Origin of the sequence: Mariniflexile sp. (assembly GCF_041583155.1) — a bacterium.
Taxonomy (GTDB): Bacteria; Bacteroidota; Bacteroidia; order Flavobacteriales; family Flavobacteriaceae; genus Mariniflexile.
The window spans coordinates 1-23969 of sequence record NZ_JBFHGK010000043.1; the positions used below are offsets into that span (position 1 = coordinate 1).

The following is a 23969-nucleotide window of genomic DNA, read 5'->3' on the forward strand; positions in this document are numbered from 1 at the left end:
CAGCATCCAAAATAAAAGCGACTCTTTCATATGCTGCATTACCACCTTGTAAGGCATGATGTGCTCTGGTAATAGCTTTTGCGGGAGTTAAAATTTGGTACGCTAAGCCCATATAAGCCATAAAAGCCCCGCCACTTAATGATTTATCTATTAATACTAAAGAGCCTCCGTAAATGAGTAGAATGGAGATAACAAAAATTCCTAAAAACTCACTTGTTGGAGCAGATAGGCTCATAACCTTACTTATTGAATTATTAAGATCATTTATTTGCTTCGTAGAGTCGTTAAACTTTTTAGAAAAATAACTTTCGGCGGTAAAGTTTTTAATAATTTTTATACCTCCTAAGGTTTCTTCGATGTTTGAAAGTAAATGACCTTCTAAAGCAAAAATATCGCCAGATTGACTTTTTATTCCTTTGCTTAGTTTAGAAATTAAAAATCCGGAAATAGGAATAAAAAATATTACAAAAGCTGTTAACTTCCAACTGATTGCAATCATGGCAGCTAGTGTAAAAAGAATGGTTAAAGGCTCCCGAATCATCATTAAAATGCTCATAAATGATACTTTTATGGTGTTAATATCCGAGGTCATTCTAGCAATAAGATCTCCTTTTCTTTCATTGGAAAAAAATCCCACATTTAAACTTACAACCTTATTATAAACATCTTGCCTAAGGTCTTTTAAAATACCATTATTCAAATAGGTCATGTATAGAATGGAGAGGTAACTAAACAAATTTTTCAAAAAGAAAGTGCTTATTACAAACCCAACGATGCTTATTAATGTGGTTAAAGGTCCTTTGGTTTCATTCATGTGGGTTATGAAATAATTCAAGTAATCTTCAATGTAATTAAGGTCAAAATCCTTTATGCCATTAAAAACCGGTTTCTCCTTTAACTTTTCACCTTCATCAAAAAGTACTTTTATCATAGGTAATAAAGAAAGCATGGATATTGAAGAGAACAAGGCATACAACACGTTATAAAGTATGCTTAGTATTTGATATTTTCTATAAGGAACAAGATATTTTAAAAATCTTTTAAAATTTTTCATTAAATGCGTATGTAGTAATTAATATTAGGGTGTTAATTTTCTAAAATGTTTTTATAAATATTTATATAGTCTTTTGCTGCTTTTTCCCAGGTAAACTGTTGGGAGCGATTAATGTAAGCCGATTCAAACATAGCTTTATTGCCTTGAAATGTGTTCATGCCTGTTTCAAAAACAGTTGCCATGTCTTTTGCATCAAAATTATCCCAATAAAAGGAATGAGTTCCACCAATTTCAGGTAACGAAGTTTTGTTAGAAAGGAAAACGGGTTTACCAAAAGTCATTGCCTCTAAAACAGGAAGTCCAAAACCTTCTCTTAATGAAGGAAATGCGAAGGCAAGACAATTTTTATAATAGAAAATTTTATCTGACTCTGTTATGTTTCCTAATAAAAAAACTCTATTCTCTAACTTATATTGTTGTATTTTTTCCTTAAGCAGTTCGGCATAAGCTGTCTTTAATTCGCCTGCAATAACCAAAACAATATCAGCTAAAAGTCTCAACATTTCTATTAACGTATGGAAATTCTTTTTTTCCACTACCTGGCCAATCGAGAAAATGTAAGGTTTATTTGGAACATACTTAATCTGGTAATTTTCCATGTAATTGGAAGCATTAACGTTGAAATTATTCCCATTATAAATCACATATTCTGGAATATCCGGAATGTTAAAATTGGCATGCGTATTTTGTTTTGCAAACTCAGAAACATATACAATCGCAGAACTTCTATTAATCTTATTTTTTAATTGATTAATTCTGAAATCTAATTGTTTTCCAGACTCTTCTTCTAAAAAGTTTACATCATGTATGGTTAACAAATAAGGAACATTTTTTGAAGCTGGTTCAATTTTGGTATTTTGGTTAACAGAATGCCATAAACTAAATTTTTTCCTCATCCTAAAAAGTGGATATCTTGTTATCGGCCTGTATTTATTAAATGAAATAGTACTCTGCAACTCTTCTTTTACACTTTTATTGTTGCAATTAAGAATCACTTCATGCTCATTTAGAAATTCGGTTTCTTTACTTAAGGCTCTAGCCAAATTAAAATTGAATTGTCCAAAACCACTATGCAAGTTTTTTACGTTATGTGTTTCTAGAAAAATTTGTTTGTTTGGATGTGCTTTTTTCATAAATATGATTTGTAGACTTTTAAATGAACTATTACTGTTTTTTTTTGTTTGACATTAAGCTTACAACTAAACCATTAAAGGAATAATTGTTATGAAGAATAGATGTAGTAAATAAGAAAAGGTTGCTTTTGTGTAACGAAAAATTTTACTTTTTTTAATATTAGTTTTGTAAAAAGTCTATGTTTTTTTGAATATGTTTTTAAAAAAAGCTTGGATGAGATAAGAATTACCGACAAACAGCTATTATGTATTTCATGGCTGATAATTCAAAATCTTCATAATGAATTATTGCTTTAAAAAAAATGGAGTTTCCATAATATGAAACCCCATTTCTAACTAAAACTAAAATTAAACTTCTACAATTTGAACAACACAGATACTTGAAAGCTACTATTCTTAACACTTCCTCTGTCTACAGAGTCTTCATCAAAACTGGCTTCAGTATCGTTTATATTCGATAAGCCTAAATGGTACCTGCCTTGAATAATCATCTTGTTACTTAATTCATATCCCAAACCAAAGTTTAAACCAAAATCCAAAGATTTTACTTGATCTTTAATGTCCTCAGAACCTGAATCTGTAATGCTTTCTCCGTCAAAATTCATTGTAACGTCGTAATCACTTTTTCCACTTAATAAATAACCAATTTGTGGGCCAATTTCCAAATTCAACTTATTTACAATTTGATATTTAGCCATAACTGGCAATTGTAAATAAGCTAGTTTAACGTCTTCTTTATATTTTGTATTGAAGGTTGTGCCTTCATCGTCAAAACTAAAAGAATCTTCAATTTTCCCACCTAGCAATGAGTAAAGTAATTCTGGTTGCAATAAAAATTTTTCATTGATTTTGATTTCTGCCAGACCTCCTAAGTGGTATCCAAGTAAATACTTTTCCTGGTTTAAATCGGTTTTTAAAGTGGACATGTTCACTCCTGCTTTTACACCCCAATTAACTTCTTGAGCGCTTGCTATTTTACAAGCTAATAAAGTTAGGCCTGTAATAACATAAATTCTAAATTTCATAATGTTTGTTTTTTGATTATTGATGATTTTTTATAATAGAAACCTTTCTATTACGAAGCAAATATATGCTGACATTGATTGTTTAATAATTCAGAATGTAATGAAAGTAAGAAATCTTGTTATGAAAGACTAATATGTGAAGTTTACCAATTTTACAGTACGAAATTGCTATGCTAGTAAGATAAATTTTATCTATTTAGCCATTTTTTGAAATCACCAGATTTATCAATGCTTACAATTACATCAAAATCGGTTACAGGGTTTAATTCTAACTTCACACGACTTTTGGACCAAATTACCATCTGTTGAATGCTATTGAAACTCACTATAGCTTGCCTGTTTACACGATAGAAACAATGAGGGTTCAACTTTTTTTCGAGGTTCTCCAACGATTGGTCTAAAAGATATTTTTCATTGTTATTAGTAACTAATTTCACATAACGTCCTTCAGACAAAAAATACGCTACCTGATCAATAAGAATACTTTTTATTTTAGATCCGCTAACAACCATAAATCGTTCCTGATAATCTTCTTTATGCTGCATAATCGCCATAAGTTTCTGAATATCAAATGCATTAGAATCAGACATTCTTCCTTTCCATTTATCTATTGAAGCCCTCAATTCGTCCTCATCAATTGGTTTTAGTAAATAATCAATACTATTCAGTTTAAATGCTTTTATCGCGTATTCATTATAGGCTGTGGTAAAAATGATAGGCGTATTAATCTGTAATTTGTCAAAAATTGAAAAACTAGTATCATCCCCTAAGTGGATGTCTAGGAAGATGATATCTACGGTGTTTTGTGAAAGCCATTGAATGGCATCTTTAACATTATCAATGATTTTCACAACATCAATGTTTAAACCATCTTTTTGAAGTAAGTTTTCTAAATAATCTGATGCTAATTTTTCATCTTCAATGATTACTGCTTTCATAATTCTTCTTTTATAAGTGGAAGTTTTACATAGAAAAGATTGTTTTTAATTTCGAATGTTGGTACCAACTCCGAAATGTATTTGTAACGTGAAATAATATTTTTTACACCTGTTTTGGTAGAATCTTCGGAAACATGTCTTGTTTGAAGATTGTTAGTTACAACCAAAAAGGAGTCTTGGGTAAATACCTTAATATTTAATGGAGATTCTATGGTTATAATGTTATGTTTAATAGCATTTTCTATGACCATTTGTAAAGAAAAAGGAGGTAAATAATCATTAAAAAACACAGAATCAATATTAATACTTATGATTAAATTAGAGTCAAATCTCATTTTTTGGAGGTATAAATAAGAATTTACATGTTCCAGTTCTTCTCTTAAAGTAATGAGGTTTTTCCTTTTCAATTCTAGAGTGTTTCTAAAAATTTTAGAAAATTCTTTGGTAAACCGCAATGCTTTATCTCTATCTGTTTTTATTAATGACGTTAGTGCGTTTAAAGAATTAAATAAAAAATGAGGACTAACCTGGGTCCTTAAAGTTTCAAATTGCACCAAAATGTTTTCTGTCTCCAGGAGTTGATTCCTTTCGGCTAGCTGTACTTTTTCTAATCTTAATAATTCATTGGTTTTTTTATTTCCTATGTAATTTTGATATAACACAACAATGGCAGCCATACATAAAATGGTTACCAAGATTAAAATTAGTGCCCAAAATCTGTTTTTCTCTATTTGAGCTGTAGCTAATTCTTTTTGTGTTTTTAATAATTTAATCTCATTAGTTTTTAGTTCATTTTGAAATTTTTCTTCAATTTCGCTATTAGTCTTTTCGGTTTCCAAAGAATAAATAGAATCCTTAATAATTGAGTATTTTTTGTAATATTCTAATGCGTTTTTGTAATCATTCTTAAGTTGATACCACCTAGCCATATTTTCATAATAATTTTCTTTATGATATGGATAATTAATTTTTTTTGAAGCCTGGCCTCCAATATCTAAATATTTTTTTGCCGAATCCAATTTGCCTTGCTCAAGATATATATCACTTAAATTTAAAGCAATCATTGAAAGTGCGTAATCGGAATTGGATTTCTTTTGATAAGCCAATGCAAGTAGCCCATATTTTTCAGCAAGAATATTGTCCTGAAGTTTTCTAAAGGCTATAGAAATTCCATGGTATGAGATAGATGTGCCATAATAGTTTTCAATTTTATTGAAATGAGTTAATGCCATTTGATAATACTTTATCCCTTCAGTATATTGCTCTAAATCTACTGCCGAACCAGCTAAATTTGCATAAATGTTTGTTAATAGCCTGCTATTGTCTTTATCCGTAATTGCCAATGCTTGAAGTAAATAATCTTGTGCCTTAACTGGTTTTTTAAGATGCATCTGGACATAAGAAATATTAAGTAAACTTAAAGCCTTTCCAGTAACGTCATTTATAGAATCAAAAATAGCATACGCTCTCATTTCTATTTCGAGAGCCTCTGTATTATTTCCTATGAAAGAAAGCGCTGCTCCTTTTGCAAGCATGCTAATAGCATAATTATTTATATCCTTTGCTTTTTTTGAAATAGTGATGAGTGAATCAGCTATTTTTAACCCCCTTTCTGGATTATTTGTTGTTTCTCTAATCAACGAACTTAATTTTTCCTGATAATCGGATTCTTTTGCAGTCTGAGCAAAGATGTGTTTTGATGCTATCATCAAAAAAACCAATATAAAACAACCTTTTAAAGGTGAATTTAGGAGTCTTCGTTTCATTTTGTAATCATTGATGAAGGAACATTTCAATAATTGATTGAGCTTTTGTATCAAATTTAATTTTAAAATTTAAATAAAAAATATGTTTTGGTAATGAAAGTGAATTAATTAGTAATACTTGGTTTGTAATAGACAAATATCTTATAAAATTTTTATTTAAAAACTTTTCTTACGAAATTATAAAATAAAAATCACCTACAAACACCTTAATATCAATTAAATACAAAACACCTATTAAATTAATTATTGTAAATTATTTTTTGAGCATAAGAAACCCAATCTTGGTTTTCTGGTACTTTATATTTTGGCTCAATTCCTATATATTCGAATTTGGACTTTTCAAAGTACATTGTTGTAGTACTTAGAAGTGTAAATTTACCACATGGTGTTGGGTGTGGCATGACATTGCCGTAACCAGTATACCCACCAGAATTTTCTCCTATAGTAATAACCTTATCGCTTTGCACAAAATAAGTAATCATGCCTTCAGCTGCACTTGCGGTACCGCGATTATAAATTAATGCAATTTTTCTAGGATGTCGTAATGTACTATCAAGCGTCCAGGTATTGTCTGCGTTTAAAGCATAAGGTATAAATGTAAATGGTTTTGCTGCTTTCATCCGGAGTATCAATTCACTATCTTTTTCCACTGAAGCCTCTTCGTAGCGCAATATGTTTTCCGGAGAAACCCAAACCAACGCCGGATCTATTTTAAGTGGGTTTGTATAAGCATATTTAAGCAGATTTACATATGATCTTTCAGAACCACCTCCATTATTTCTAATATCAATAATTAAATAAGGCCTGCTTGAGATTTCAGAATTTATAGAATCATAAAAAGAATTTAGCTGATTGGTTAACGTTCCTTCAAATGAACTTATACGCACGTAGTTCGTTGAATCGTTTAATATTTTAAATTCATATTCTTTATCCTCTGAAATTGGACTTGTTTTTGAAAAACCCAAACTAGGTATTAGTCCATTTTCTATTTTTTGAATTTTTATTAATTTTTGAAAATTAAATCCCATTAATCCTACATTATAGATAATTTCAAATGTATTACCTTGTTTTCGATTAAGTTCTAAAAGCACATGCCCAAACTCCAGTAATTTATTGTTTTTCAACACTATACCCTTAAAACTATCTGTCTTATTTTCATTTTTTACAATTCCTATAACAATACTAGATCCATTACTATATATCCCCTCTATATCCGAAATTTCTTTATTTTTTAGCATGGATGTAATCTTCAAGCTATCTAGTTTAACTTTTTCAAATTGCTTAAAGTTCGCAGAGTTCTTAAAATCTGCAATTAATTCGGGAGTACTTAAATCCATTCTTTCCAAATTAAAACCAATCTCACTATGATGGTCTTTTAATAAAGCAACATACTCGTCCAGTTGTATAATGCAATAATCGATTATATTTTGAGCATTGGCCGCTATTTTTATTTTTTTTACAGCTTTTTTATAATTACTATAGGATTTAGGATTTGATTTAATTTTTTGAAATGCAGGATTATTTTTTTCATAAAATTGAATTGTGAAATCGAGTTGAGATGCACAGTCACAACTTTGCCCAAATAATTTAAAAACAAAGAAGCACATCAAAAGGGTGTTAAATAATTTCATTTTATAAGGTCAATTTGTTGGATGTAATTTCTCATTTCTTGGTGAGATATCATTAAACTATTATTTTCTTTCAATACTCACCAAAGCAACTGAATATAAACAACTTAAAAAAAATTTATATTATTAGTTTGAAGTGAAAACCATTAAATAATTATGAAAAAATAAAAACTTCTACCTTTTTCTTAGCTTATTAAAGACATAAGGTTGAAGTTTTTACTTCTTCGCTGTTTTAGCTATTAAAAACTAATATCATGGCTGTACTTCTGAGGTAGAAGGGTACCCCAATCTCCAGCAATTCCTGTAATAGATAATGTTCCTTGAGGTAGCACTATGTGACTAAAATCGGCTGTTGCATACGTTAATACGGCAGCCATATCTGCCTCAAACCGTATAATTTTACTTCCATAAAAGGTTTCTTTGTTATCAGCATTCATAAAATAAACGTTTTCAATTTTCACTTTTTTTCCTTCATAATTTCCTGAGCGAAATTGAGCCATTGTTATGGTTTCAGCTTCTACAAATACGTTTTCAGAATATTTAGCGAAACCATTTAAATTTACTTGATTTATAGCCTTTTGACCGTTAATGGAAGTTCCTGTTGCACTTCGAAGATTAAGCCTTACTCTATCTCCTAAATTGAATATGTTTGGCGTGCTAAACCGAATTAAAATGCCTCCCGTTTCATCTTGAATATATACAGATTTATTATCAGCTGTATTTCCATTCGATGTTATAACACCTTCAATTAAATAATCTTCCGGCAAATACCAATTATTTTGATTATCATTAAATTTAGATCTTAACTGGGCTATGGTATTTATAATTGATGTTGTATTATCATTCTCCAGAATAGTTGCTGTAAATGCATTATTTGTTCCTATTTCAATTCCACCAACAGCTTCAAATAACTCAAAACCTATTAAATAGTTACCTAAAACTTTGTTATCATCTATTGGTATAAGTTTAATGCTTGTACTTTGAGAATTTTGTTCAAATTCTAGAGGTATTACATTTAATACTGCCGCAGGAACCGTGTAAAAATGAGTGCCATATACAATCCCTTCTGGTAATGTTAGCTTTACTCTGGCAAAACTTCCATCCGATACCATTGAAGTAGTATTTAATCCAATTTCAATTCCTTCTGAATTACTTTCAGAAACGGAACCAATCGAGCTGTTAAAATTCAACTTATTAATTACGGTAGTTTGTGCAGTTAGCTTTACTTCAGTATTATTTCTAGTTCCTAATGTAAAGCCTTCGGTTGCACTACTTAACTTTAAAGTAATCAATTTTTCAGCTGATAAAGAATTTTTACGCAGCACTACAAAACTAGTGTCTTGCGTATTTTTTAATAGTTGAAAGTCCAATTTATTGTTAACTGCTTCAGGTATGGTTGTGAAATCATTTCCATAAACAGCATTACCTGCCAGCTCAATGGTTATTTGTCCATTAGTAACAGCTTTGAGTTCAAGTTTTAAAGGAATAGAAATAGCTTCCATCTCTTGGGTAATTGTTTGTGATTGATTAACAAACGACACCTTGTTAGTAGTGTTTGGATAATTAACTTCGTCTTCACTACAACTTATGATTAAAAGTGTTGAAATGACGAATAAAATTAGTCGTGAAAATTTGAAAGTTTGCATTTTTCTCATTTTTTAGGTTGATTTTTAAGAGTATTTTCTAATCTGAATTTATACTCCCTTGTTTGATTGTTCGTTTTTTGATTGATAATATTATAGCTTCTATTTGTTCTATATCTAAAGCAAAAATAGATTGGCATTTTCGTTTAAGCTTTACTAAGTGTAATGAAAGGGAATAAAATTGTAATGAAAGTAGTCTCTCTGCCAAAAACACCATAAACAACTGAAAAACAAATTTTTAAAATTTTCCTTAATTATAAATTCGGCATCATGTTGGATGGAGTTTGCCATCCATTGCATTTTCCAAAATTCTCCAAAAACTACAAAGAGAAACGAACTTAATGATTTTGCTAAATGATTAAGTTCGTTCATTACAAATGTTACATTGGAAGCAGTTTAGCTTCAAATATTCCTTAAGTCTTTATATCAACTTAGTTCTTTAAAAGTTTACAGATGGTGTTTTCAATTTTAATGTGGTACATGCCTGCTGCAAGTTGTGAAACATCTATACTTTGCAACGTATCAAGCACACCTGACATAACGGATTTTCCAGATATGTCAAAAACATGATATTCTTTTTCTTTTAGAGATGTCTTGCTTACAATCATTATTTTATCATTGGTTGGATTTGGATAGAAACTCCATGTGCTGCGTTTTGAGAGATCTGGAACCGATAATATATTATCATTTAATTTTAATAAATAACTATCAACCATGTCGATTGCTGTTTTCTGAAGATGTTGTTCTGGTAAAGGATTTACATCAATTGTATTTTGAAACCCAGAAGATAGATAGATGTGCCCATTTTCATCAATTTTAATGGCGCAGCTATGAACCATTTGTGTACCTCCAAATTTCAATCCGGTTTTTGTAATTCCATCATTTGAAATTTTTAGTAGATAATTCTCTGCACTATTATTTAAAGCTGCTTCGGAAAGTGTTACTTGATCGCTAGTAAAATTCCCTGCGTAAAAGCCATAAATTAAGGCCTCATCTTTAGCATTTATGCCAACTGCCATTGCAGTGTTGTACCCCAAACTACTACTTAATATTTTAGCCCATTCATTTTGTCCATTCGAATTAACTTTTACCACAAATGAATTATAATACATTTTTAATATGCTTGAAGTTACAGTGTTGTTTGGAACTTCAAACTGAATTTGTCCACTAAAATATCCAGTCATGATTACCGCTCCTTGACTATCAAAATCTAACCCCATTGTAAAACATTGAAAATCGGTTGTAGCAATCGTGTTCGCTTTTATAAAGTTACCATTGTTATCTAACTGCAATAGATACATGCCATAGTGATTTTTGGGAACAGTTAATAAGAAATCTTCGTTTTCATCAGGATTAAAATCGGCATTTTCGTCAAACAATCCTGAAATATAGATGTTCCCATTGCTTAGCACTTTCATGGCAGTTACAATTCCAGGGCTACCATATTGTTTAGCCCAAGTAAAATCGCCATTTGTACTTAACTTAACTAAAAAGCCAGCGACGTTATTTTTAGGAGTTATTGAAAATATAGACGCACTAGGATCAAAATCTACAGTGTTATAGAAAAATCCAGCGATATAGATGTTTCCAGCAAAATCTAATCCAATGCCTGCCGTTTGTTCATTAGCATCTCCTTCAAAACTTTTAGCCCATATAAAGTTACCATCTTTGTCAAGTTTTAAAACAAACACATCGGCTTCATTAAAAGAAGTAAGTATCAATGTACCGGCTCCGGGATCAAAATCTACCATTTCTTCAAATGTTCCTGTAATATAAACGTTTCCTTCTGTATCCAAAGTAATATCCTTTCCCTCGTCATTGGCAATACCACCAATGCTTTTTGCCCATACTAGTTCCCCATTCTTGTTTATTTTGGAAACAAAAATGTCAGTATCAGAATCATGTTGAAGAATGTAGGAGCCTTCAGTAGGGTCAAAGTCACAATCCTTCTCGTAAAAACCTGTAGAATAGATGTTTCCTTCATTATCAATATGAATTTTGGACACAACGTCATTGGCTTGTCCACCGTAAGTTCCAGCCCAATTAAAAGTTTGAGCATTGGCATTTGTGTACAAAAAAAGCAAAGTAAAACAGTTAAGTGTGTTTGTAATTATTCTCATTTCTAGTTCGTTTTTAATACAATGCGGAGATATGGCTTCTGTTAAAAGCTGTTATCTTAGCATTGAATTATTAGCAATTATTTTTTTTTTGAATTAGTTTTCGGCCAAAATCTAACAATTCAAAAGTAATCGAGGATTTATTCTATTAAGAATTGAAATGAATGAAAGCGCAGAAAACGGTATTGAACCCGATTATTTTTTAGATAAATGTTTTACAAAAAATATATATTCAATAAATAAATGGAAGAAGTAAAAAGTTGGATTTAATGTTTTGAACATGAAATTTAATTAAACAAGTTCTTATAGATCTAAAACCATTTCATAATGAGAAAACACCTTATTAAGTCCATAATTTTCAAGAAACTTTATGGTTGACGAACTGGTGCTTTCAATATTAACTATATAAAAGTTGGAACTGTAATTATAGCTTAGGTAATCAAATAAGAGTGAGGCAATTCCATTACGGCGCTTTGTGTTTTTTACAGCAAATTGTTTAATTATATTGTTTTTTGGATTAAAACATACATAGCCTAAAAGTGTGTCTTTTTCAAAAACACCTAGTGATATGTTAGTGTTTTTGCCTTTTTCAATGGCTTGAATGTTGTTTTGCCACGAGGGTTCAAAATCCCAAAAGGATTTTATCTCCTTCCAATCAGTAATTTCAAATTGCTTTATAATATATTTTGATTCTCGTGGTTGATTGGTTATAATTCCTTTATAAGAATAAAATTTTCTCTGAGTTTTAAAACCTATAATTTCATATACTTTTAATGCACTTTTATTGGCTGTAATAACTTCCAGAATTATACGAGACATGTTTGCTTCTTCAAATTTAGGAAACATAAAATTGTATAATTGGGTGGTTAATCGCTGGCCTCTTTTGTTTGGGATAACCCCGGTTCCTGCATTGTATAATATTTTTTTATGATGACAAATTTCTAAACCATGGAGAATGAAAGCAATTAATTTTCCATTTTCAAATGCGCCAACTGAATAGTTGAGGTTAATTCTATCATTGGTTAATTTATATTTAAAAGTTTCACTTGTAAATTCTAACGGAATGATATAATCTGAAAAGGCGGTATTAAGAGCCTCTAGAATAATATTTAAATCTGTTTTTTCAAGAGTTTTAAATGTTATCATAACTTTACTTTTTTAGACTGGTTTTTTTTAATATCACGAGTAACTAGTGTTGAACATGAATTGAGAAAAGCTTACTGGATAGAAAAAGTCAAAAAAAAAAAAATGAAGTTCAGAAAACAAAAATTAATACGATTGTCTTGGAAACTTTTCTTTCAGGTACTTATTACGAGTAAACATTCTTATAATTATACCTGCATTTTCATTCCATTCTAATAAAATTACATTGTTATATTCGGACTTTGTTTCTGCAGTTTTCCAATCCATAACATAGCACCCACTACTTTTTGTCTCAGATAATTTGTTGGTAATTGAAGTAATTGTTTTGATCGTTGTTGGTGTAACCAGATTATTTTTCCTACTACTCAGTACCATAATTAAAGAATCATTTAGTCTCGAGTTATATTCATAGTACCCTAGATTCTTTAAAGAATCGATGACTTTTGATTGACTCTTTTCATAATAATAACTTGTTTTTGCTTCACAACTTGACAAAAGCATTGTACCAATTAAGCAGAAGAAAAAGCTAATTTTACTCAAATCACATTTTTTTATGATTTTCATAAATTCTTTTAAATTTTATTTTATGAAACTTGAATGCACGGTTTACTAAACGTGTTCAAGCATTCCTGAAATAGAAAAGCTATGGATGGAGGAAACGCATTTACTTTTGATAGTTCTATTTGAGCGATCAAAAATAATTTATTGCACTATTACTTTCTTAACTACTGATTTATCTTGACTTTTTATTTTCACCAAATAGACTCCTTTGGTTGGAATCATTATATCTTCTTGTTTGGTTTTACATTCTTTTATTGAAGCAATTGTTCTTCCATTAAAGTCAATTATCTCAACTTTATCAATTATGTCTTCACATAAAACAGTGAATGATCCGTTTGTAGAAGGAGAAGGAAATAAATTGGTTTTAAAAGGAATTTTGTTTGAATCGTCCGTACCAAGTACATTATTCAATTTAACGTATAACCCAAGATTAGAAGCAACATATAACTTTTGATTAAACGCTATCATCTCATAAAAAAGAAAAGGTAAAGTTCCGGCATAATCCCAAGCAGTTTGAGGTTTGGCATTGTTGCTTCTTCTATGAAGTATGGTTGAATTATAATCACTTGGTATCGTTGCAGTGTAGTTAAAAGAATCTCCTTTAAACAAGAAGCGATAAGCACCATTTGTAAGTTGGCTATTATCATTAATCCAACTTGCGCCGCCATCATCAGTTCGTAGTAAACGATTGCCGTTTGATAAAAGTATTGTATTGTTGGACATTATGGCATCATTTATAGTTAATCCAGGAGCGTAAGTTGAGCCATATAAATACTCATCCCACTTATTTGCATTAGGATTCAATTTATAAAATGTTCCATTTGAACCAGCAAAAGCAAAAAGAATTCCATCTATAGATTTTATTTTACTCACATTATAAGAATACGTAGCTAAGTTAAAGGTTACATTGTTCCAAGTACCTAATACATTTTTCCAAACTCCTGAGCCCAAACTTGAAATATAAAGAAATCCATCATGCATTTCAAATGAACTTATGTGAAGTCCTAACAAAGCATGATTCCAAGAAGAACCGGTTGCCAGTGTTTTGTAGTAAACCCCATTTTCCATAGTCCCTATATACAGCACATTATCGACTATAGTCATACATGTGGGTAAAATAGAAATAGGATGAATTTGTTGTACTTGCCAATTTACTTCGTCACTACTGACGTATAAATTATTCGCGCTTGCTGCATATATTTTACCTCCAAAACTTATGATAGATGAAAATTCAATCTCTGGAAGTCCTTCAACTAATTTCCATTCTTGCGCATTGCTATTTGAATAAAAAAATAAAATAAGTACAGATACTAATTTGATTAACACGTTCATAACAGATTCATTTATTAATACAAAATTGCGGCACTTTTTATCAAATAAATAGGGAATTGTAATGAAGGTAGATATTTTTGTATTGAATGAGTACATTGATGGTTTTAGTGAAATTTGTTGTTTTCTATCGGAATAATTTAAGTTTCACTGTTAGTCCTTAAAACAAAAAGCCTGCTAATTAATTAACAGGCTTTTTATAGATTTTATTTGTTAAAGTGAGAGGACATTCCTAAAACCATAACATATTTATTATCATTAATTGAAATACTTTAAATTCAGTACATTTCACCGAATTGCAAACTAAATTTAAATTGAATTATTTATGAGTAAAATTCATTCAACTTTAAAATCATAAAAAATTATAATGACTTATTATAACAAACTTATACTAATGTACAATTTTTCTTAAATCCAGATTTCTTTCGTGAAATTTAAATTTTTAATTCCAAAATAATGCATACAAAACAACTAAAATGAGCATGATTGCAAATGCACCTATATTAAATAAAGGACTCGTTTTAAATAAGTCTTTGGTGATTTCAATCCCCTTTTCATCATCTTTTCCTTTTAGTTGAACCAAACTAACAACGGCAATAACCACCATAGTTAAAACAGCTGTTAAGCCCATTTGGTCCATCCAAGGCATGGTGGTGGTTTTAAACACTACGGCGATAGGAATTGAAGTTAAAGCACCAACAATTGCAGCTTTATTTGTTGTTTTCTTCCAAAATAAACCTAACATAAATACAGCTAAAATACCCGGAGACACAATACCTGTATACTCTTGAATAAATTGAAAAGCTTGGTCTATACCTCCTAAAAGTGGGGCCATAATACAAGCAACAACTAAAGCAACAAAAGCTGAAATTCTACCTGTATTTACAGTGGCTTTATCACTCGCATTTTTATTAATATATTGCTTATATATATCCATTGTAAATATGGTTGAAGTTGAATTCAACATAGAAGCTAATGAAGATACTATGGCTGCAGCCAATGCTGCAAATGCAATGCCTTTCATTCCTGTTGGCAAAAATTGCAACAACCAAGGATAGGCTTTATCTGCCTGTTCTGCAGTAGGCAAGTTTAATTGACCTGCTTCTCCTAATCTTAGCATTATTTCTGGGTCATTTACCATAACATAAGCTGCAATTCCCGGTACCACGACTATTACTGGAATTACTAATTTTAAAAATGCGGCTAGCAAAATCCCTTTTTGAGATTCTTTTAATGATTTGGCTGCCAAAGTTCTTTGAATAATATACTGATTGAAACCCCAATAATATAAGTTTGCAACCCATAAGCCTCCAACTAAAACGCCTATACCTGGTAAGTTTTTAAATTCTGGGTTAGACTCGTCTAATATCATGGCAAATCTATCAGGAGCTGCATCATAAACCGTTCTCAAACCAGCCAAAACACCCTCACCGCCAGACACGGTATTTAATGCTAAATAAGTTGTAACTAATCCACCAAGTACTAAAAATATCACTTGAATAACATCCGTCCAAGCTACCGCCGAAAGACCGCCGTATAATGAATAAGCCGCCGCAAACAAAGCCAAACCTACTACACCATACATCATGGGAATTCCCATAATGGTTTCCAATGCTAACGACCCCAAATATAATACAGAGGCAAGGTTAACAAAAACGTATAGTGCAATCCAAAATACAGCTAAAATGGTTTTCAAATTTGTAGAAAAACGTTTTTCTACAAACTCAGGTATGGTGTATAATCCTTTTTCAATAAATATGGGTAAAAAGTACTTGCCCACAATAATTAACGTTATAGCCGCCATCCATTCGTAAGATGCAATTGCCAGCCCTAAAGCAAAACCAGAACCAGACATTCCTATAAATTGTTCTGCCGAAATATTTGCTGCTATTAATGAAGCGCCAATAGCCCACCAGGGTAAACTTTTACTTGCCAAAAAATAATCTTCAGCGTTTTTTTCGTGTCCTTTTTTATCTCGGGAAACCCAAAGGCCCACACCTAAAATTAATATGGCGTAAGATATAAATATGATGTAGTCCAGTAATTGGAAATTTGATGTCATTATTTTTTTAGTTAATTAACTTAGAAATGATTTAAAGTGATTTATTCTCGAATAATCCGATGGCTATTTCATCAAATTTTTCTGCGTCATCACCTATATTTTTATGTTTTTATTGATATACCCTAACATAATCTATCTCCATAGTCGATGAATTAAAATTAGTATCGATAGTTCCTCCTAAATTACCACCCATAGCAATATTTAGAATTAGAAATTGATTATTATAAAATGGCCATGTACTATCATTTTTAATTGATGGATTGTAGGTATAATATGCAACATCATCTAACAAAAAGGTAATACTATCTTCCGTCCAAATAACCGAGTACAAATGAAACTCTGTAGTTTCATTTGTAATTGAAGTTGCTTTGTAATTAACGGTTGCACCAGAACTTGATGTTGTATGTAAAGCACTTGATATATGTCCAGGATTATTCCCAACATATTCCATAATATCAATTTCACCACACGCTGGCCAACCTACAGTGCCAAAATTAGCTCCAAGCATCCAAATAGCAGGCCATACACCACCACCTGCTGGCAATTTAGCTCGAACATCAACTCTTCCATAGGTGAACTCAAATTTACCCGCCGTAAGAAGTCTGGCTGAAGTATATGCTGATCCCTGAAAATCTTCTTTTTTTGCAGTAATTTTTAAAAGACCGCCTTCTACTTTTGCATTATCTAACCTATTTGTATAATATTGAGCTTCATTGTTTCCCCAACCATTATCGCCAGTTCCTGTATTGTAACCCCATTTAGAAGCATCAGGTGCTCCATCTTGATTAAACTCATCTTGCCAAATTAAATTGAGTTCTGTTTCTACATAAACTGTTATTGAATACGTAATACTTGTATTTCCTGAAGAATTGTAAGCTGCTGCTATAATTTTATAGTCATTGGTACCTGGTTTTGAAAATGTGTAACTAAATGTATTTTCTTTAAGTTCTAAAGTTTCGTTATTAATTAAAACTTTGTAAGAAGTTGCATCTGTAGCTGTAATTGTAAAGTTAACAACACCACTACCATCTCCATTAGGATTATTTCCATCTGCACCAAATTTAACAGCAGATATTGTTAAATCTGTAGGAATACTAGGCTCATCAACTTTATTATCACTACTACAAGATATGAATGATAGTAGCATAAGGATCACCACAAAAAAGATTCTATTTTTCATTGTTTTTTATATTTATTTTTTAACTTATTTTTTTTAGGAAATTACTCTAAGGTGAATTCACTTGATAGTGTTGTATTGGAACTGCCTCCAACAAACACATTAAATACACCTGACTCCACAACAAACGCCCCTTTATTTGTATAGAATCCTAGTTCTTTTTCTGTAAGTATGAACTCAATTGTTTTAGTCTCATTGGGCTCTAGCACGACCATTTCAAATCCTTTTAATTCTTTTACTGGTCTGGCTATCGAAGCAAACTTATCTTGAATATAAAGTTGTGAAACTTCCTTGCCTTTTATCGTTCCAGTGTTAGTAACATCAACTGAAACTTTAACTTCTCTTCCTGCCAAAGTTTTTATTTCTAAATTTTTATAGGAAAAAGTAGTATAACTTAAACCATACCCAAATGGATATAATGGCTGGTTACTTTCATCACTATAATGCGACCAAAATACAACATCACTATTTTCTCCATATGGTCGTCCCGTATTTTTATAATTGTAGTAAATTGGAATTTGCCCCACACTTCTAGGAAATGTCATTGGAAGTTTGCCACTGGGGTTATAATCGCCATACAAAACTTGAGCAATAGCGTTTCCACTTTGCACACCTAATTGCCACGCCTCTACTATGGCAGGAATATGTTTATCTGCCCAGGTAATTGCTAATGGTCTTCCATTGGTTAATACCAATACAATGTTTTTATTTACTTTATAAATGGCTTCCAAAAGTTCTTGTTGTACTCCTGGAAGATCAATATTAGCTCTACTTCTTGCTTCACCACTTTGGTAGCCATGTTCACCCAACACCATAACTACAACATCGGAAGCTTTTGCAACCTTTATAGCTTCTGGAAACCCTGAAGTATCCGTTTCATTTATTTTAAGTTCGTTTACAAAAGTTACCTTAGAATCTGGAGAAACCACATCCGCACCTTTTGCGTATGTTAAGATATTTCCTTTATACTGTTGTAATCCTTCTACAACAGAAACGGCAGTGCCATCATCACCTGCCAATCTCCAACTACCAAGTGGACTAGTTTTGTCATTTGCCAACGCGCCAATCACTGCTATTTTCTGATGTTCCTTTTTTAAAGGCAATAGGTTATTTTCATTTTTAAGAAGAACGATTGATTTTTTAGCCATATCTAACGCATCCTCATGAAATTCATTTTTTCCTATAACAACTTTTTCGTTTTCTTCGTTACAGTATCTATAAGGGTCATCAAACAGACCTAACTCAAATTTCACTCTTAAAATTCTTTTTACTGCATCATCAATAAGTTTCTCTTCAACTTTACCTTCCTTAACTAGATTTGCCAATTCCATTACATAAGCACTGGATTCCATATCCATATCAGAACCCGCATTGGCAGCTAACTCCGCAGCATGCTTAATATCTTTCGCATACCCATGTGGAATCATTTCTGCAATAGAACCCCAATCTGAAACTACAAAACCATTAAAATTCCACTCATTTTTCAAAACGTCACGTTGCAAAAATTCATTGCCTGTAGCGGGAACATCATTTAGTAAATTGAAAGCATTCATAAAGGTTCTTACACCAGCTTCGGTAACGGCTTTAAAAGGTGGGAATACAACGTTGTAAAGTGTTGAAGTGCCTATATCTGCGGTATTATAATCGCGACCAGCCTCTGCATACCCATAAGCTGCAAAATGTTTTGCACAAGCAGCTATGGTTTTGGGAGATGCTAAATCGTCCCCTTGAAACCCATTTACCCTAGCAACACCAATTTTAGAACCCAAATACGGGTCTTCTCCAGCACCTTCCATGACACGTCCCCAACGGGCGTCTCGAGAAATATCAACCATGGGTGCAAACGTCCAGTTGATTCCAGAAGCCGCAGTTTCTTCGGCTGCATTTTGAGCCGCCTTTTTTATGGCTTCTAAATCCCAACTTGCGGCCTCTGCCAATGGAATGGGACCAATAGTTTTATAGCCATGAATGACATCAAAACCAAAAATTAATGGAATACCTAATCTGGTTTCTTCTACAGCTATTTTTTGAAGCGCTTTAACTTGTTTAACTCCTTTTACATTTAGCATAGAACCAACTAAACCATTTTTTAAATGCTCGTACTTTAATGCGGCTTGATTATCAGACTTTGGTATAGGTCCTGTGGCATCCCAAAACCCGTTGTATTGGTTCATTTGACCTATTTTCTCTTCCAAGGTCATTAGTTTCAATAAACTATCAACACGACGTTCGATATTCAAAGAAGCAACACTTACGTTCGTGTTCTTTTGAGAGGTGTTTAAATAGTTTTTTGATTCTTTGCATGATATACCGAGTATCAAACAAATTAATATTGCTTTTCTCATGTTTTAGTATATTATCGATTGCATAGCGTGGGGTTCAATTTCCAATAAAATTTTACTATCGCCTACTATCAAATTATAAACAATTTTACTATCCGTTTTGTTCATAACCACCGTTACTGTAGTACCATCCGTATTTTTAAAGGATGTGCTTTCTAGTGTGCTTCTGCTTGTTGTTGTACTTACTCTAACCGCTTTTGGATTTATAAATTTCGAAAAATGCCCAATATAGTAATAAGATGGCGTATAAATTAATTCGCCAGTTTTTGTATCAGCATGAATTGGAGCAAAGCATAAATTACCCACATGATTTGGCCCCCCAGTTTCATCTAACAAAATATTCCAATCGGTCCAGCCAACAACACCACTATTAAAATCGTTAATCATGGAGTTACCATAACGTTCTGCATTGGACCATCTTTGGTATTGCGTTGGGTCGAATTTTTCTTGACAACCTTCTGTAAATAATAAATTTTTGGTAGGAAATGATTCCTTAACATTTTTTAAATTATCATACATAGGCTCTCCCCCTGCCCAGGTTTCGTACCAGTGAAACCCAAGTCCCCAAGCATATTTTGCTGCTTCAGGATCTTCAAAAATGGTATTGGCTCTATGCGAAAGTAAATCACGGTTATGATCCCAAACTACGATGTTTTTATCACCCATTCCAGCTTTTTCAAATGTTGGTCCTAAATAATTTTTTAAAAAATCGCGTTCTTCTTCTGCTGTATAGATACAAGATTCCCAAATTTGTACAGCCATAGGTTCGTTTTGTATGGTTACTCCCCAAACTGGTATGCCTTCAGCTTCATAAGCTTCAATAAATTTAACATAATAGTTTGCCCAAGCTTGGTTGTATTCTGGCAATAATTTACCCCCATGCAACATATTATTATTTGTTTTCATAAAAGCAGGAGGGCTCCATGGGCTTGCATAAAAAACCATATCGTCTTTAATTAATGCTGCTGCTTTTTTAATCATAGGAATTCGAAATTCTTTATCATGTTCGATAGAAAACGTTTTTAATTCCTTATCACCTTCTTCGATATAGGTGTGACTTTCAGAACTAAAATCGCAGCTATGGATACTTGTTCTAATTACGTTGTAACCAATTCCTTCTTCCCCGAAGTAAGATTGCAAAAACTCCTCTTGCTTTGCTTCACTCAATTTTGCAAACACTTCAGCAGATGCATCTGTAATGGCTCCTCCAATACCTAAAAATTCCTGAAAAGTCTTGTTTGGGTTTACAAAAACCGAAATTTCGGCCTCTGTTGGTTGGTTTGCAGCAGCAAATGTGCCTTCGTTGGTTTTTGTTAACTTTAAATCTGTATCTTTTGCAGTTGTAAAAACTTTAACCTTTTGGTTAATATATGATTTAACGATATCCTCGTTCGATTTAGCCTCCGCTATTTTTAATTCTTCTTTTTTAGAATTAGTACATGAGACTATTAGCATTAAAGCTGCTATTACATTTAAATATTTACTTTTCATAATTATTTTCATTTCAAAAAAAACTTACCAAACATAGGTTCCAACAGCACCTGCATTTAAAGATGTTGTAACAGATTCATTTGGGGTTTTTATATTAAAAACTTTATTTGTTGTTGTGTTGTTTACCACAATTACTACGAAATCTCCATTTGGGGTTTTAAATGCTACATTTGGAAAGTCTGACGTGTAATTTGATTCAATTCTTACCGAACCAGGCCTTACAAATTTTGAAGCGTGTGCAATAATGTAGTAAGCCACATTTCTTTTTACTAAGTCGTTATCGATTGTTAAAGCTCCTAAACATTCTGTACAACCACCAGGTGTATGTGGCTCTAATTTGGAGTTTGAAACTAAATTCCACTCTAAAACGGTTTTACACCAATTTCGGGTTGCTCCTACTATTAATTCTCTAGTATGCCACAATAAATTACTTCCAAATTCACTATTAACTCCCACCCATTGTTCTGTGAAATACAAATTTTTATTTGGATATTTATTATGCACCGTACTTAAATTGTTTATTGAGCCATTATATAAATGAAAGGCAGAACCATCTATATATTTATTGGCTTCAGCATCATCTAAAATACTGGTTGCGTACCAAGTATTATCCGCATTGTGGTCCCATATTACAATTTTTGTATTGATATTTGCCGCCTGAAATGCAGGTCCTAAATGCGCTTTAATAAACAAAGCCTGATCGGTTGGTTCCATGTACATACTAGGGTTGTTCCCATCGTGATATGGCTCATTTTGTATAGTAATAGCATCTATAGTAATCCCTTCTGCCTTGTAAGCTTGAATATACTTTACAAAATAATTGGCATACGTTGCAAAATATTCTGGCTTTAGGCTTCCTCCTATGGAGTTTTTATTGGTTTTCATCCATGTTGGTGCAGACCATGGGGATCCCATAATTTTAATATTGGGGTTAATAGCTAAAATTTCCTTTAAAACTGGAATAAGGTTTTGCTTGTCTTTTTCAATTGAAAATTTTGTTAAGCTTTCATCGGTTTCTCCATTAGGCAAATCGTTATATGAAAATACTTCTGCATCTAAATCGGAGGCACCAATACTAATTCTTAAATAACTAACACCTACATTCTCTACACTAAAAAGTTCTTTTAAAATATTTGCACGAGCTGAAGCAGACATATTATTGAGATGCAAGGCACTTCCTCCAGTTAAAGAAAACCCAAAACCATCCATAACTTGATAGGTTACTTCTGGATTTACTGTAATTGAGAAATTAATATTCTCTTTAAATAGTGGCACTTTTGTAGATTGTAGTTTAAATAAGTCCGATTTATCAGGTTTTGTAACATATAAATCCACATTGCTGTAAGTGATATTTTGATGAGGAGTTGTTCCTTCTTGCCCATTAGAACCTGAATCAGATGATGAGCATTTTACTAAAAAAAAACTTAAAATTAAAAGTGTAACAGCCTGATTCATTAATTTTTATTTAAATATTATTTTTAACTTAGAATTTCTCATTTTTGGATTCACTCCAATTTTAAAGTACAACATTAAACATAATGAATAAAGTATGATGCACTTTTATACAAACTCTTACTTCATAGTTTAAGCCCATATCCTTCCATACAAAAATGAATATGGGCTATTAAACTAAACTAAATCAATACAAACCATAATCTAAACTATGCTTAGTCTAATTAGTACCTCTCATTTCTACATTTTTAATGGTAATGCCAGAAGTTCCATTACCTCCACATTTAATTACCAAGTATATAGTACCTGACGTATCAAATGTTACGGTATTGCTTCTTGAACTTGAGTACGAATTATCAACACATCCTACTGAAGAAAGCCAACCATTGAATGAGCCTAAAGCACAACCTTCTCCCCATGTACTAAGCCCCATAACTACGTTATTCGCATAATCGCTTCCTTGAACTGGTACAACAGTACTAGCCATTACTTCGAACCAAGTATCAGTATTTCCATTTCCTGAAACAAACATATCAATTTTATATTCTCTTCCTGCAACTACTTCAATAGCCTGATAAACAGCTTGTTGATTCCATCCACCAGCTACAATAGTTGCGCTACCTGTATTGAAAGTCCAATTTGCTCCACCAGAACTTATGTTCAAAATCGTCCATTCTGCATGATCACTTGCATCTGCAAATTTCCCACCTCTAACTAAGTTTCCTGCCACAGGGTCTGAGGTTTCCACTTCCAATTGTTGAGAAACAGTTTCTGAAGCTCCTCCTATTCCAATTACTTTATGTGTAATTGTGTACGTTCCTGCATCAGGAAAAAATACTTCTTCGTTATTACTTCCGGCATAAAAATTCAGTTCATTGGTTAGTCCTAAATCCCAATTAGAAGAAATATAACCTTTATTTGCCTTTAATAAATAGGTGTTATTGGCTCCTGCAACTTCAGTTATTGTAAATCCGGCATCTAAATCAGTTGCTGTAAGTCCATTACCAATTCCTTGTTCATCGGGTTGACAGGCTACTATAAGAGCGGTTAAAGCCATAACCATATACTTAAAACCCGTATTTAATTTCATATTTAATGTCATCATAAC

The 23969-nt window shown here is 31.9% G+C and carries 17 protein-coding genes; all 17 read right to left on the bottom strand.

What is annotated here, in order from left to right:
- Nucleotides 1–1054: ABC transporter transmembrane domain-containing protein (locus tag ABYI63_RS13930; protein WP_372757106.1), on the bottom strand; the 1054-nt coding region annotated here is incomplete at its 3' end.
- A gap of 32 nt (nucleotides 1055–1086) precedes the next feature.
- Nucleotides 1087–2187 (bottom strand): glycosyltransferase family 4 protein, encoded by a 1101-nt coding sequence (locus tag ABYI63_RS13935; RefSeq protein ID WP_372757108.1) that lies wholly within the window; start codon nucleotides 2185–2187, stop codon nucleotides 1087–1089.
- 356 nt (nucleotides 2188–2543) lie between these two features.
- The gene (locus ABYI63_RS13940; protein ID WP_372757110.1) at nucleotides 2544–3212 is read right to left on the bottom strand and encodes a porin family protein; all 669 of its coding nucleotides are present in this window, start codon (nucleotides 3210–3212) and stop codon (nucleotides 2544–2546) included.
- Between the two features lie 188 nt (nucleotides 3213–3400).
- Nucleotides 3401–4150 carry a LytR/AlgR family response regulator transcription factor gene (locus ABYI63_RS13945; RefSeq protein WP_372757112.1) on the bottom strand — a complete coding sequence of 250 codons (750 nt, stop codon included), beginning with the start codon at nucleotides 4148–4150 and terminating at the stop codon, nucleotides 3401–3403.
- Entirely contained in the window at nucleotides 4147–5916 is a 1770-nt protein-coding gene (locus ABYI63_RS13950) for a histidine kinase (protein WP_372757113.1), read from the bottom strand. The genes ABYI63_RS13945 and ABYI63_RS13950 overlap by 4 nt, the downstream gene beginning before the upstream one ends.
- 239 nt (nucleotides 5917–6155) lie before the next feature.
- Nucleotides 6156–7547, bottom strand: coding sequence for a S41 family peptidase (locus tag ABYI63_RS13955; protein ID WP_372757115.1), 1392 nt, complete (start codon nucleotides 7545–7547; stop codon nucleotides 6156–6158).
- A 236-nt stretch (nucleotides 7548–7783) separates the two neighbouring features.
- On the bottom strand, nucleotides 7784–9190 hold the full coding sequence (locus tag ABYI63_RS13960) for a DUF5689 domain-containing protein (RefSeq protein WP_372757117.1): 1407 nt from the start codon (nucleotides 9188–9190) through the stop codon (nucleotides 7784–7786).
- Between the two features lie 428 nt (nucleotides 9191–9618).
- Nucleotides 9619–11307, bottom strand: a complete 1689-nt coding sequence (locus tag ABYI63_RS13965; protein WP_372757118.1) for a T9SS type A sorting domain-containing protein — start codon at nucleotides 11305–11307, stop codon at nucleotides 9619–9621.
- A 300-nt stretch (nucleotides 11308–11607) separates the two neighbouring features.
- Nucleotides 11608–12450, bottom strand: coding sequence for a GNAT family N-acetyltransferase (locus ABYI63_RS13970; protein WP_372757120.1), 843 nt, complete (start codon nucleotides 12448–12450; stop codon nucleotides 11608–11610).
- A gap of 123 nt (nucleotides 12451–12573) precedes the next feature.
- Nucleotides 12574–12822 carry a hypothetical protein gene (locus ABYI63_RS13975; protein WP_372757121.1) on the bottom strand — a complete coding sequence of 83 codons (249 nt, stop codon included), beginning with the start codon at nucleotides 12820–12822 and terminating at the stop codon, nucleotides 12574–12576.
- Nucleotides 12823–13149: 327 nt separating this feature from the next.
- Nucleotides 13150–14340, bottom strand: a complete 1191-nt coding sequence (locus tag ABYI63_RS13980) for a T9SS type A sorting domain-containing protein (protein ID WP_372757122.1) — start codon at nucleotides 14338–14340, stop codon at nucleotides 13150–13152.
- Nucleotides 14341–14779: 439 nt separating this feature from the next.
- A complete protein-coding gene (locus tag ABYI63_RS13985) occupies nucleotides 14780–16399 on the bottom strand; it encodes a sodium/sugar symporter (protein WP_372757123.1) in 1620 nt (539 codons plus the stop codon).
- A gap of 109 nt (nucleotides 16400–16508) precedes the next feature.
- The gene (locus ABYI63_RS13990; protein WP_372757125.1) at nucleotides 16509–17579 is read right to left on the bottom strand and encodes a glycoside hydrolase family 16 protein; all 1071 of its coding nucleotides are present in this window, start codon (nucleotides 17577–17579) and stop codon (nucleotides 16509–16511) included.
- 41 nt (nucleotides 17580–17620) lie between these two features.
- Entirely contained in the window at nucleotides 17621–19921 is a 2301-nt protein-coding gene (bglX, locus tag ABYI63_RS13995; protein WP_372757127.1) for a beta-glucosidase BglX, read from the bottom strand.
- A 3-nt stretch (nucleotides 19922–19924) separates the two neighbouring features.
- On the bottom strand, nucleotides 19925–21409 hold the full coding sequence (locus tag ABYI63_RS14000; RefSeq protein WP_372757128.1) for a glycoside hydrolase family 30 beta sandwich domain-containing protein: 1485 nt from the start codon (nucleotides 21407–21409) through the stop codon (nucleotides 19925–19927).
- A gap of 24 nt (nucleotides 21410–21433) precedes the next feature.
- Nucleotides 21434–22864, bottom strand: a complete 1431-nt coding sequence (locus tag ABYI63_RS14005; protein ID WP_372757129.1) for a glycoside hydrolase family 30 beta sandwich domain-containing protein — start codon at nucleotides 22862–22864, stop codon at nucleotides 21434–21436.
- Nucleotides 22865–23081: 217 nt separating this feature from the next.
- Nucleotides 23082–23966 (bottom strand): hypothetical protein, encoded by an 885-nt coding sequence (locus ABYI63_RS14010; RefSeq protein ID WP_372757130.1) that lies wholly within the window; start codon nucleotides 23964–23966, stop codon nucleotides 23082–23084.
- Nucleotides 23967–23969: the final 3 nt, after the last annotated feature.

Excerpts from the sequence above, each read along its gene's own strand:
- ABYI63_RS13935 (WP_372757108.1), bottom strand. The coding sequence starts at position 2,187 with ATGAAAAAAGCACATCCAAACAAACAAATTTTTCTAGAAACACATAAC.
- ABYI63_RS13940 (WP_372757110.1), bottom strand. The coding sequence starts at position 3,212 with ATGAAATTTAGAATTTATGTTATTACAGGCCTAACTTTATTAGCTTGT.
- ABYI63_RS13945 (WP_372757112.1), bottom strand. The coding sequence starts at position 4,150 with ATGAAAGCAGTAATCATTGAAGATGAAAAATTAGCATCAGATTATTTA.
- ABYI63_RS13950 (WP_372757113.1), bottom strand. The coding sequence starts at position 5,916 with ATGAAACGAAGACTCCTAAATTCACCTTTAAAAGGTTGTTTTATATTG.
- ABYI63_RS13955 (WP_372757115.1), bottom strand. The coding sequence starts at position 7,547 with ATGAAATTATTTAACACCCTTTTGATGTGCTTCTTTGTTTTTAAATTA.
- ABYI63_RS13960 (WP_372757117.1), bottom strand. The coding sequence starts at position 9,190 with ATGCAAACTTTCAAATTTTCACGACTAATTTTATTCGTCATTTCAACA.
- ABYI63_RS13965 (WP_372757118.1), bottom strand. The coding sequence starts at position 11,307 with ATGAGAATAATTACAAACACACTTAACTGTTTTACTTTGCTTTTTTTG.
- ABYI63_RS13970 (WP_372757120.1), bottom strand. The coding sequence starts at position 12,450 with ATGATAACATTTAAAACTCTTGAAAAAACAGATTTAAATATTATTCTA.
- ABYI63_RS13975 (WP_372757121.1), bottom strand. The coding sequence starts at position 12,822 with ATGGTACTGAGTAGTAGGAAAAATAATCTGGTTACACCAACAACGATC.
- ABYI63_RS13980 (WP_372757122.1), bottom strand. The coding sequence starts at position 14,340 with ATGAACGTGTTAATCAAATTAGTATCTGTACTTATTTTATTTTTTTAT.
- ABYI63_RS13985 (WP_372757123.1), bottom strand. The coding sequence starts at position 16,399 with ATGACATCAAATTTCCAATTACTGGACTACATCATATTTATATCTTAC.
- ABYI63_RS13990 (WP_372757125.1), bottom strand. The coding sequence starts at position 17,579 with ATGAAAAATAGAATCTTTTTTGTGGTGATCCTTATGCTACTATCATTC.
- bglX (WP_372757127.1), bottom strand. The coding sequence starts at position 19,921 with ATGAGAAAAGCAATATTAATTTGTTTGATACTCGGTATATCATGCAAA.
- ABYI63_RS14000 (WP_372757128.1), bottom strand. The coding sequence starts at position 21,409 with ATGAAAAGTAAATATTTAAATGTAATAGCAGCTTTAATGCTAATAGTC.
- ABYI63_RS14005 (WP_372757129.1), bottom strand. The coding sequence starts at position 22,864 with ATGAATCAGGCTGTTACACTTTTAATTTTAAGTTTTTTTTTAGTAAAA.
- ABYI63_RS14010 (WP_372757130.1), bottom strand. The coding sequence starts at position 23,966 with ATGATGACATTAAATATGAAATTAAATACGGGTTTTAAGTATATGGTT.